Genomic DNA, 11,542 nt, shown 5'->3' with positions numbered 1-11,542 from the left:
AGATGTATATAACGTGACATACGTGGACGGCAAAGCTGAAAGCGCTACTCTTGTTTCACAAAATTTAATAAAACCTGCCATTAATCAGGTTATTGCCATAGGAAAATCAGCTCCTGCTTCTGTTCACCCAAATCGCGTGAATAAACAAAAACAGCAGCAGAACAAACAAACAAAATCACAAGTGGCACAACAAGTTTCTCCAACACCTGTTGCTAAACCAGCACCACAATCAGAGCAAAAGCCTGCCAAAACAGAGAATCAGGAACAACAAAAACCACAACAATCCCCACAAACCTCTACACAAAAACAGCAGCAGACTCAGCAGACTCAACAGACTCAACAAGACACGACGCAAAGTAAAGTACAGGAGCAAAATAATCAAAACCAAGCCCAGCAAGGTAACAGTACACAACAAAAACCTGCACAAGACGCTACAGCTCAAGCGACACAAAATCAGCAACAGGCTCCAGCACCTGCACCCAACCCTCCAGCTCCAGCACCTGCACCCAACCCAGATAGTCTTGTTCATGCTACACCAGAACAGGCCAAACTTTTTGCACAAGGAGCAGCAGCACAAATGGGCTGGACTGGCAAAGAATGGGAAGACCTTGTGTGGCTGTGGAATAGGGAATCCGGGTGGCGCTGGAATGCAGAAAATCCAAGCTCACATGCATATGGAATTCCTCAAGCACTTCCTGGAAATAAAATGAAAAGCGCCGGAGCCAATTGGCATGAAGATGCTGCCGTACAAATCAGTTGGGGTTTGACTTATATCAAATCAAACTATAAATCTCCTAGCGGAGCTGTAAAACATTCGCGCACTATTGGCTGGTATTAAATTACACAATATACGAACACTACTTATTGGATGGTACACATTGACGGAAATCAATACTGAAACTCATGGCCAACTTTTAGGTGCGGCTGATATTCGACGTATTGCTGCAGAAGAAGGCATTACACCAACAAAAAAGTTCGGTCAAAATTTCGTTATTGACCCTGGTACCGTACGAAAAATAGTTGCAGCTGCTGAAGTTGGCAATGGCGACAATGTTATGGAAGTAGGACCTGGCCTTGGTTCACTTTCTCTTGCAATACTGCAAGCAGGAGCATACCTTACAGCTATAGAAATCGATCCTCCACTCGCAAAACGCTTGCCTTACACAGTAGAAGAATTTATGCCATGCGCAAAGCCGCGCTGCAGCGTTATTTTAAAGGATGCTTTAACAGTGAACGCTGAAGATGTGCCACAACTAGCTCAAGCTACACAATTTACACTTGTTGCGAATCTTCCGTATAATGTTGCAACGCCTATTGTGCTTACACTACTTGAAAAATTTAATAATTTACAACGCTTTTTGGTTATGGTTCAAAAAGAGGTGGCAGATCGTTTATGCGCTCAGCCAGGAAATAAAGTATATGGGACACCGAGTGTAAAACTAGCTTGGTATGGCAAGGCGCAACGTGCAGGACTTATTGGACGCAATGTGTTCTGGCCAGCACCAAATGTTGATTCTGCGTTAGTTTCTTTTACTCGTAACACTACCAGCAAAGGCGATAGTAATGAGCGCGAAGGAGTGTTTACACTCATTGATGCGGCATTCCAACAGCGTCGTAAAACATTGCATGCAGCACTTAAACATCAAGTACCTGAGGAAGCTTACCAAAAAGCTAAAATTGACCCCACTAGACGTGGAGAAACACTTACATGCGATGAATTTGTTGCATTGTATCGTGCATGCAAAACTTGCAGTGAGCAATAATTACCGTTAGTTTGAAACAAAATCACTAGTTAGCATATATATTTATTCGTAATATCATAAATCTGCTGTTATATTTTGAAACCCGTCATACATGACCAGTAATATACAGCGTATATCAAGCTTTACAGCTTGCAAAAATTTATCATGAACAAGTGGACACATAGTCGCAGATCGGAAGTGAACATGGCGCAAGAATACGATGAACGTATTGCTCGTAAAGCTTTCATGAATCAGAAGAAACGATCTGTACTCACTAGTGTAGGAATCGCTTTAGCTGTTATTTTTGTTATTGCACTCCTTGTACAGTTTCACGTCTTTGGCATTAACTCCACAGCCACACCGAAAGATAATCCCAATTATGGCGTAACTGCACCATGCGCAACAAAAGATAAGGGGAGCGCTAAAATTCCTTATGTCGACAACCGCGCTGTAGCTATAAGAGTACTTAATGGCACAAAATTCCGCGGCTTTGCACGCGCTGTAGGTGAAGCATTGAATGCTCGAGGGTTTAATCTCACCGAAGTCAATAATAATAAAACCAACAATATTAAGCGGACAACTATTTATTTTGGAAGAAATGCCATTAACGAAGCGTACACAGTGAACGCTAATTTCACAGACGCTGTTATGCGCATGGATGACCGCCAAGATAAACTTGTTGACATTGTACTTGGGTCAACTTTCACTAATCTCCGTCCAAAAGTCGACGTTCCAGCAGCAGGTGCTGCAATACAAGAAATACCGGGCTGCTTAAAAGCTGATAGTATGCAACATCTTCCTAAAGCAGAACAACATAAAGAAGTTAAATAAAAAGAATTAGAAATAAGGGCAGTTGATATCACAACTACCCATTTTCTATCCTTCAAGTTTTGTAATAGACTATGCTAGTCTTTATGCATTTCTTGGTACCAACGAAGTAATTCTGCCACTGCAACCTCATGCTGTACTGGACCATTATCGAGACGATAGTCCAGCATATGTTTGTAAGCCTCACCAACTATTGGACCAGGTTGTAAATGCAATAATTGCATAATTTCATTACCATCGACGTCTGGACGAATAGCATTAAAATCTTCCTGTTTTTTAAGTTCTTTGACACGATGTTCCATCTCATCCATAGCATGTTCAAACATCAATGCTTTACGACGATTTTGTGTGGTGGCATCTGCGCGCGTAAGGCGATTCAAACGTTCATATAAATGCCCTGAATCTTTTACATAACGGCGTACAGCAGAATCAGTCCACGGCTCATCAACATAACCATGAAAACGCAAGTGTAAATTAACCAATTCACTTACATCTTCAATAAGATGATGATCAAAATGCAACGCCTTTAACCGCTTGTGGGCCATTTTTGCACCAACTACGTCATGATGATGAAAGCTTACTTTTCCTCCATCTTCAAACTTTCGCGTGCGTGGCTTACCAATATCGTGGAGTAAAGCAGCTAATCGCAAAGTCAAATCTGGAGCAGGCACTGGACCTTCCTGATCCGTTTCTAAGGCGATGGCACGCTCAAGAACCATCATAGTGTGCTCAAAAACGTCTTTATGCCTATGATGCTCATCAATTTCAAGCTGCAAAGCAGGAATTTCTGGTAGTACACGCTGAGCAATACCAGATTCGACAAGTGCCTCCAAACCTTTACGTGGTCTATCAGAAAGCAACAGTTTAGTAATTTCGTCACGAATACGTTCGGCTGAAACAATATCGAGCCGATCTGTCATATCCACAATTGCTTCAGCCGTATTTGTTTCAATACTAAAACCTAGTTGTGCCACAAAACGCACAGCACGCATCATACGCAAAGGATCATCATCAAAAGATTGACGAGGATCAACGGGAGTACGCAATACACCTTTAGCAAGATCATTCGCACCACCAAAAGGATCCACAAATTCCAAATCCGGTACGCGCAATGCCATAGCATTAACAGTGAAATCGCGTCTAGAAAGATCGCCTTCCAAAGTATCACCATACTGTACTTCCGGTTTACGAGAATCCGGATCATAAAGGTCAGAACGATAAGTTGTAATTTCAACTTTTACTTCTGTGCCATCTGGACGTCGACGCATAGCACCCAAAGTACCGAATTTACGACCCATATCCCAAAAACCATCGTGTCCCCAACGACGCAAAATAGATTCAAATTCTTCCGGGCGAGCCGACGTACAGAAATCAAGATCATGCGACACGCGATGCAATAACATATCACGAACAGGACCACCAACTAATGCAAGTTCATAATGATGTTCAGCAAAAAGCTGCCCCAACTCTATAGCTTCAGGCCAAACTTTAAAATTCTCAGTCACCCTTACCGACACCCTTTCAGCAAAAATCAATCTATAATCCAGCATACCGTTACCCCAATGCACAGCGGATTGAGTAAGGTGGGGAGTATGGTTACTCCCGCAGATTTACGACACATGCTTGCCAAGCTTGCGGATAACCATACCCAAAATCAGTCTAAGCTTGCTGTAACACCACTTGACTTAGCCAATATGTATCGTAAAAAAAATCACATACAAGAAGAGGCTGAGCAGCAAGTTTTCGTTGATATTCCAGTATTTTCCACAGACGAGCAGAGCACACAAGGCATAGAATTATCTACGGAAATACTACAGAAAACATCGTCAATTTCTGGTATCTCTCCAGCGCTCATGCCACAGCGTAGATTATTAGATACTCCTACAACTTTTGCCTCTTTAGACGCTCAAGATTTACCAATTATTCGCGAATATTCTGCAGGAGGGCTTGTATTTGACACACTCGGGCGTGTCGCAATTATTGCTCGTCATTCCAGAAGCGGACATCTCGAATGGTGTTTACCAAAAGGACATATTGAAAAAGGGGAAACGCCCCAAGAAACTGCTGTTCGTGAAATTCATGAGGAGACTGGCATTGTAGGTGAAGTAGTGGATTCAATCGCAACCATAGACTATTGGTTCACAGGCACATCTCATCGTGTACATAAACTAGTACATCATTTTGCATTACGCTATGTGAGCGGCAATCTTTCAGTATTAGGGGATCCTGATCATGAAGCAGAAGATGCAATATGGGTTAATTTTAAAGAATTAAATAGTGTATTAAGCTATCCAAATGAACGAAAGATTGCATGGCTCTATGCAAAAAAAGCACATAGGCGGTCTCACAGTGACAAATCTCGCGAGTAAGCACTACACCACGCACTCAGCGCATAATTCTTCGCATACATCACTAGAACGTACCTTAGTTTCTTCATTGCAAGTTTTAAAACACACTTGCAAAGTAACTACTTGCTTTACATTAGCTTCTCTTATAGTGCTCACATTGGCGATTGCTACGATTGGCATACGAAATATTCCATACTACGGCTTAGTGCGCACAGCGTACGCAGAAACTACGCCTGCAGATTCAAAAAATACCAATAACTCGAAAGTCAATAATAAACAATTCTTAGATACCAATCCACATAGTAGAAACATTGAGCTCAGCATAGTGCAAGCCACGCCCGTTGTAACTGACAAAAGTGGGTATCATCTTACTGCAACATTAAAAGCAAATACGGTACCCCTGCCAGAAGGCACAGTACAGCTTGCTATTAATTCCAGCTACACTTTTGTATCTCGTACTGATGTGCAAAATTGGGCGCAGGGTGAATCACTTATACCTACACCACAAATTTTAGGATCTGCAAAAATCACGAAATTACCTGCTGGTAGTACTACCACAATCCGCTTTGACATACCATCGAATAAACAAGAACTACAATCTATTTGGCATTGGGGTCCTAAGCCGCTGAAAATTACGTATTTTTCACAAGATTATTCACGCTATAAATCAATATATTCTTTTTTAACACGATCGAATGCCGGAATGCACGCAACATCTTCACCGGCAATGAATCTTACTGCTGTTATGCCAATACTGGCAGCAACACAGCGAATCGTAAAAGATGGCACCGTACAACCTAATTTTCACGCTGACGCAACATTACAGGCTCATAAAAATGACGTCCAACGTATTCTTGAAAAAGCTGATTTAATTAGCAAACATACAAAGTTGCAAACTATTGCAGATGCAAACACATTGCAAGCAGCACATTCACTAATGTCACCAAGCGCCTACATGCAACGAAATGGATTCGACATTAGCGCATATGCAGACGACTACAATGATAGTATCTACCGTTTTGCAGGCATTGATAAAGCAGATTGGTCAGCTCGTAGTTCACTATTCAATCAAACTAATCCAACTGCAAAAAATTCCTCTAACCTACATAAAACGCAGCACCCTAACGAAACTACTCATACTTTTCCACAATCCTACGCATGGCAAACTCATGGCAACTGGACACTTGCAGCTCTAATGCAAGCAAAACGTAACGGATACAACACTGTTATTGCAACGAATGAATTTGACGCCAGCGCATCACAATTTGCCGTTAGTAATGGAGTTTACGATATTAATACTCCTGCTGGAAACGTACGCGTACTAGCACCACAATTAGTGCTTACCACACTGGCAAATGGTAAACCTACTAGCACTCATGCTGTAAGCGAACGCACTCAAGCTGGGCGCATTAATCGTCTCATAGCACAAAGCGCGTTTTATCAAATGGAACAGCCGTATATCAGCCGCAATATTCTTATCACTTTTTCCAATAACACGTCTGTATCCAGTATCGATGCTGTTATGAACGCATTAGAACAATCGCCATGGCTTTCACTCAGCAGCCTCAATACCATGGCACGCCTTGAACAAAACACATTGCCTTATTGGAAACAAAATAGCATTATGCGCGCTATTCCTCACAGTAGCGGCATATCCGCAAAATCAGCCTCTTTAAGACGTACCACTCTCAAGAATTTAGCTCATCGTCGACAAGACGTTATACGACTTACCAAACATATTCTTGATTACAATGCTGCTAATCAATCACACAACACTGAAGGCGATGCCCAAGCACTTGCTAAACAAACGGCAAAAACAAAGAAAACTATGAACGCAAAAACTTGGGGGGAGCATGTACTACAGCTCTATGACGATATCGCATTCCACGAGCTAGCTAATAATACGACGGTACAGTCTCATACAATAACACTTAAGAAAAGCAATACCCAAAATAAACAATTCAACAAATCAGATTTACGTAACGATACCGCCCAATATTTCACCAGCGCACTACTTAACAAAATCCGTATTATTCCACCACGCGGAATCACAGCAGTAAGCGAAACTGCCAGTATGCCAGTTACCATTAGCAATGCACACCCTTACCCTGTGCGAGTATATTTATCCGCCGATACGCATGCTATGGAAATCGTTACACGCCGTAAAACTTTGGTAAATATTCCAGCAAATAGCGAAACCCAAGTTACTTTACCGCTGCGCATTACGACTTCAATTCACACTCAAGCCACTTTTGTACTGGAAGATAGACAACATCGCATATTTTCACAACAGCAACGCACACTCATTACTAGCACACTGCAAATTAGCGATAAAAGCGGTACGATTATCATAATATTTGCCTTCATGCTTGGTGCACTTGGTCTTTGGAGGCAATTCCACCGTAAGAAGGATCCAGACGAATGAGTTCAGTAGGTCGCAATTCTGTTATTATGGCTAGCGGAACAGCAGCATCACGCATTACTGGTCAAATACGCACTATTTTGCTAGCTGCAGCTCTTGGAACAACGGGCTTAGCTGCAAACGCATATCAAGCTGGATCCATGATTCCACAGCTCATCTATACGCTTGTTTCTGGTGGTATTTTTAATGCTGTGTTAGTGCCGCAAATTGTGCGTACACTAGAGAAGAAAAATGCGGAAGAACGCCTCAATAAGCTTATTACTTTTGCTATCGTTCTACTTCTTGGTGTTACTATTCTTATGTCTGTAGCAACACCTTTACTCACTATGCTCTATGCCGGCGGAAATGCCGAAATGCAGACTCTCACCTGTGCTTTTACCTTATGGTGTATGCCACAAATCTTTTTCTATGGATTGTACACGGTTCTTGGTCAGATACTTGCCGCTAAAGGTCGTTTCGCAATGTACGCGTGGAGTTCAGTTGCAGCTAATATTATTAGTTGCTGCGGTTTTGGTGTTTTCATTCTACTTTTTGGAAAAGTAAATCAAGCACCACTCAGTTTCTGGAATGGCTCTACTTTACTACTCACCGCTGGTTTCTGGACTTTTGGCGTTGCCGCGCAAGCTTTAGTACTCTTTTGGCCACTGATGAAAAGCGGCATCCAATATCATCCAAGCTGGGGAATACGAGATATCGGTCTACGTTCTATGGGTCCTGTTGCCGCATGGAGTATGGGTATTGTAATTGTTACGCAAATTGTTGTAATGATTACTACACATATCACTACTAGCGTTCCATTTATTGCAGAACAACGTTTAGGTTTAAATCAATTTGAAGTAGCTGGCAATGCTACTTATCAAAACGCTTACACCATGTTCTTGCTACCATACTCATTGGTCGCAGTATCGGTAGCAACTGCTATTTTCCCTAAAATTTCGCGAGCTATTGCTGCGCACGATTTGCATATCGCACGTAATGATTTGAGTGAAGCTCTTCGCCACGTAAGTTTAATTATGTGCTTCTTTACCGTTGTCTTTATTGTTATTCCAACGCCTATTTCACTGGCTCTGATTCCTTCAATCAGCATGCAAGAAGCTAATCTTATGGCAGCACCATTAATGATGTTGGCATTTGGCTTGCCTCTTACTAGTAGCTATTTAATTATTCAACGAACATTTTTTGCATTTGAAGATGGTAAAAGTCCGTTCATTTTTGCTTTCGCTCAACTTTTTACTGAACTTATCATTTTTGTTTCTTGCATTAATTTTTTGCCACCTACTTACTGGGTTACAGCTTTAGGAGCTGCAGTATCGATAAGCTACATTCTTACTTTTCCATCATTAGTTCATATGCTACGTAATCGTTTTGAACATAATCTAGATGATCGTAGACTCGTAATATCTCATATAAAAATTGTTGTTGCATCTGTAGTATCTATTGCAATTGGTTTTGTAGTGCGCGAACCATTATTACACGCTTTCAATCTTAATGCACCAAATTTGCATGGCGTATTACGTTGGATGAACGCTATTCTCATCTGCGCAATAATGACTATTCTTATTGCCTTAATTTACCTCGCAATACTTTTGTTACTCAAAGCTAATGAACTTATAGATTTATCTCGTCCAATAATCAGTAAACTTGCGCAAAAAATTCCTGCCCTTGCACCACTTGCCAAAGTTTTTAACGATACCGAGCATCAACAATCGCAACAACATCAAGAAAAACACACCGTTGCGCGCAGAGTTCAGTCTCATACGCAGTCCCATCAATGATGAAATGAGGAATTTTAATAACTAGTATTCATATTTTCTTATGATAATCTGTGATGATTTTGGAAATTATTACAATATCAACAAAATTACTGTACATAACATGACGTTTCATCAGTACAATGAGATGGTAGTAAAAAATATTATTAATATATTGTGTATGCGTAGGAAGATGAGGAACACATGGAACCTCGGTTGGGAGATATTGTACTGAATCGATACGTTTTAGTATCGCTTCTGCGCAATGAAGCAGGCTTGCAAGTTTGGCAGGCTAATGACCATATACTTACGCAAGATTGTCAGCTTTTTATCGTACGAAATTCGCATTTCTTGCCAGAAGTAAATGCTATCGCTTCTACTTTGGCCTTATCACACAATCGTCGTTTTACACAAGTGCTGCAATTACAACATCATGACGCTGTGGCGATTATTATTACAGCGCTTGATCGCGGTGTTACTATTAATGATTATTTAGCTCGCAAAGATGCTCCATTAAGCTATGAAGCTATACGAACAATCGTTGCAGAAACCGCACAAGCGCTCAGTAAATTGCTCGCAAATAATATTACTCATCACGCTGTTTCTAGCGATACAGTTCGCATCAGCTCGTCTGGAATTGAGCTTGCAGACACCCCAGTAAGTCCTCTTCTAGAAGATATAACGCAACTGCGAGACGATAATCATCCTATCGCAAAACAAAGCATAGAACATACTGCCACACGTCAACTTGCATCATTACTGTACACTCTTCTTACAAGAACGTCGTCACGCGTGCAAGCTCATTTTGATGCCTCACTGCTGCCAGATAATACGCCTTCCGAGTTCCGAATGATTTGTACAAGAAGCCTGGCTGCTCATGAGAATAGCAACATCGTTCCTATGGCTTCTATTGCAGAATTAATGGCATTGTTAGGATCTTATACACCGTTGTCTCAGCTTACTCAACAGGATATTGAGTTTAATGGTAAAACTAGTGTTGCTTCTATTAGTAATGTCCATCTAAAGAGTGCAGAAGATAGCGAAATACTTCCATTGCCAGAAGATTTTACACAAACTGAAGAGCAATTTAATGAGCAACTTCTGCAACGCGCTGAACAAAATGTTAATAATCTGTCTTCAGCATCATCGCTCAATACACTTGCTCGCGAAAGTAACAAATCTACAAAATTCGGCAAGGGTTTTAAAAATGCCGGAAGGACACTCGGATCGTTATTAAAGCATGGCAATGCTCGTGCAGATGCACAGAATAGCGATGCCGACAGCCTTAATGATGATGGCAACACTAGCACGGACATAGATTTTCATGATATTGCAGCAGCAGAAATGGCTAATATTTTAGCTCCTACTGAGCTTGATACCGACGATGTTATTTTCCCAACATTATCGGCATCATATAAGCATTTTCCTGATTCTGCTACGTCACGTAATGTTTTTGAACAAACTGTTAATAAACAGAATAAAGAAATAAAAAATGCTACAAACAAAGCAAGCGTAATTGGCAGTTTTGATTTTGAGAATTTGCTTGCAGAAAATACGCAGCATACTGAGTTGATGACTCGACCAAAGAATTTGATTTCTGAAGGCGAGTCTACCGGTCGCGTTCCAGTTGTAGATACCCACGGGAGGTTTATTGCGCCGGGCGAAGAATCAGCTCGAGCACTCCGCGACGAAATCAACAGCAGACAGAGTGAAGATCAGCCAGTGAACAATACGCCGTCTTTGCCACCAAGTTTCCAACCTATCGAACAAGCTGCAGCCCTACATAAGCAAAAGCAGAATAATCAGAGCAATAATGGCACTATTGCAGACGCTAAGATTTGGTGGGGTTTGTCGACTAAAGTAATTGCGATTGGCGCAGTTTCTTTGCTTCTTATTGCCGGATTAGCTCTAGCATTACACGGTTTATTCGGCACACATGAAAGCGCAGACAACTTTGGTAATAATGGTTCATGGGACAGCACTAATCTTGAGAATGTGCCGTTTGGCAGTCAAGGCATTTTACCGCAAGAAAAGCAGCCTGCCAAAAAACATATAGGTCGCAAACAAGTTCGTGCTGTACCAAAGCCTAAAGTTCCTACAAACACTGTTGCATATCAGGCAGACCGGTATCAATTCCTTAGTTTCCCTGCTCAACAGCCTGGTTATGGATATTATATTCATCTGACTGAGCCACAAGCAGTATACCGTTTTGTTATCTCAATCCGTACTTCTGGTGGACATGCTTATTTATTGGCGAATACCAAAAACGATCCAACCAAGGGCACACAAGTTGCAGAATTTACGTTTGATGAGAGTGGAACCACAGACGTGAAACTTACGAAGATTGTGAAGTCACAAGATTTTATGTTGTGGGTTCCAAAAGATAGTATGCCTAAGAATAGTCTCTACATTAATTCCGTAAAACTGTATTGATTATTGGCGATAATACTG

At 41.3% G+C, this 11,542-nt stretch carries 8 protein-coding genes; 7 read left to right on the top strand and 1 reads right to left on the bottom strand.

The window, feature by feature from the left end:
* From HMPREF3208_RS00765 to HMPREF3208_RS00755, 3 genes are all read left to right on the top strand, one after another.
* On the top strand, nucleotides 1-838 hold an 838-nt coding region (locus tag HMPREF3208_RS00765; RefSeq protein ID WP_196488941.1), incomplete at its 5' end, for a G5 domain-containing protein.
* Nucleotides 839-863: 25 nt separating this feature from the next.
* Entirely contained in the window at nucleotides 864-1,763 is a 900-nt protein-coding gene (gene rsmA, locus HMPREF3208_RS00760) for a 16S rRNA (adenine(1518)-N(6)/adenine(1519)-N(6))-dimethyltransferase RsmA (RefSeq protein ID WP_032814300.1), read from the top strand.
* 183 nt (nucleotides 1,764-1,946) lie between these two features.
* Entirely contained in the window at nucleotides 1,947-2,573 is a 627-nt protein-coding gene (locus tag HMPREF3208_RS00755; protein ID WP_016637879.1) for a LytR C-terminal domain-containing protein, read from the top strand.
* 74 nt (nucleotides 2,574-2,647) lie between these two features.
* Here HMPREF3208_RS00755 and HMPREF3208_RS00750 read toward each other — a convergent pair whose 3' ends face one another.
* The gene (locus HMPREF3208_RS00750) at nucleotides 2,648-4,120 is read right to left on the bottom strand and encodes a CCA tRNA nucleotidyltransferase (protein ID WP_064346743.1); all 1,473 of its coding nucleotides are present in this window, start codon (nucleotides 4,118-4,120) and stop codon (nucleotides 2,648-2,650) included.
* A gap of 42 nt (nucleotides 4,121-4,162) precedes the next feature.
* On the opposite strand from HMPREF3208_RS00750, the gene HMPREF3208_RS00745 reads away from it, so the two are divergent.
* The 4 genes from HMPREF3208_RS00745 to HMPREF3208_RS00730 all read left to right on the top strand — a co-directional run bounded on the left by HMPREF3208_RS00745 (nucleotide 4,163) and on the right by HMPREF3208_RS00730 (nucleotide 11,524).
* Complete coding sequence (locus HMPREF3208_RS00745; RefSeq protein WP_064346742.1) at nucleotides 4,163-4,939, top strand: NUDIX hydrolase; 777 nt, start codon at nucleotides 4,163-4,165, stop codon at nucleotides 4,937-4,939.
* Nucleotides 4,940-5,066: 127 nt separating this feature from the next.
* Entirely contained in the window at nucleotides 5,067-7,343 is a 2,277-nt protein-coding gene (locus tag HMPREF3208_RS00740) for a DUF6049 family protein (protein ID WP_081091139.1), read from the top strand.
* Nucleotides 7,340-9,115 (top strand): murein biosynthesis integral membrane protein MurJ, encoded by a 1,776-nt coding sequence (gene murJ / locus HMPREF3208_RS00735; protein WP_016637561.1) that lies wholly within the window; start codon nucleotides 7,340-7,342, stop codon nucleotides 9,113-9,115. Before HMPREF3208_RS00740 ends, murJ begins: the two co-directional genes overlap by 4 nt.
* A 180-nt stretch (nucleotides 9,116-9,295) precedes the next feature.
* Nucleotides 9,296-11,524: a protein kinase family protein gene (locus HMPREF3208_RS00730; protein ID WP_064346740.1), complete on the top strand. Its 2,229-nt coding sequence runs from the start codon at nucleotides 9,296-9,298 to the stop codon at nucleotides 11,522-11,524.
* The last annotated feature ends 18 nt before the right edge of the window (nucleotides 11,525-11,542 follow it).

It is taken from the genome of Gardnerella vaginalis (assembly GCF_001546485.1).
GTDB lineage: Bacteria > Actinomycetota > Actinomycetes > Actinomycetales > Bifidobacteriaceae > Bifidobacterium > Bifidobacterium vaginale_D.
This window is presented reverse-complemented; position numbering and strand designations above follow the sequence as displayed.

Excerpts from the sequence above, each read along its gene's own strand:
- HMPREF3208_RS00750 (WP_064346743.1), bottom strand. The coding sequence starts at position 4,120 with ATGCTGGATTATAGATTGATTTTTGCTGAAAGGGTGTCGGTAAGGGTG.
- HMPREF3208_RS00730 (WP_064346740.1), top strand. The coding sequence starts at position 9,296 with ATGGAACCTCGGTTGGGAGATATTGTACTGAATCGATACGTTTTAGTA.
- murJ (WP_016637561.1), top strand. The coding sequence starts at position 7,340 with ATGAGTTCAGTAGGTCGCAATTCTGTTATTATGGCTAGCGGAACAGCA.
- HMPREF3208_RS00755 (WP_016637879.1), top strand. The coding sequence starts at position 1,947 with ATGGCGCAAGAATACGATGAACGTATTGCTCGTAAAGCTTTCATGAAT.
- HMPREF3208_RS00745 (WP_064346742.1), top strand. The coding sequence starts at position 4,163 with ATGGTTACTCCCGCAGATTTACGACACATGCTTGCCAAGCTTGCGGAT.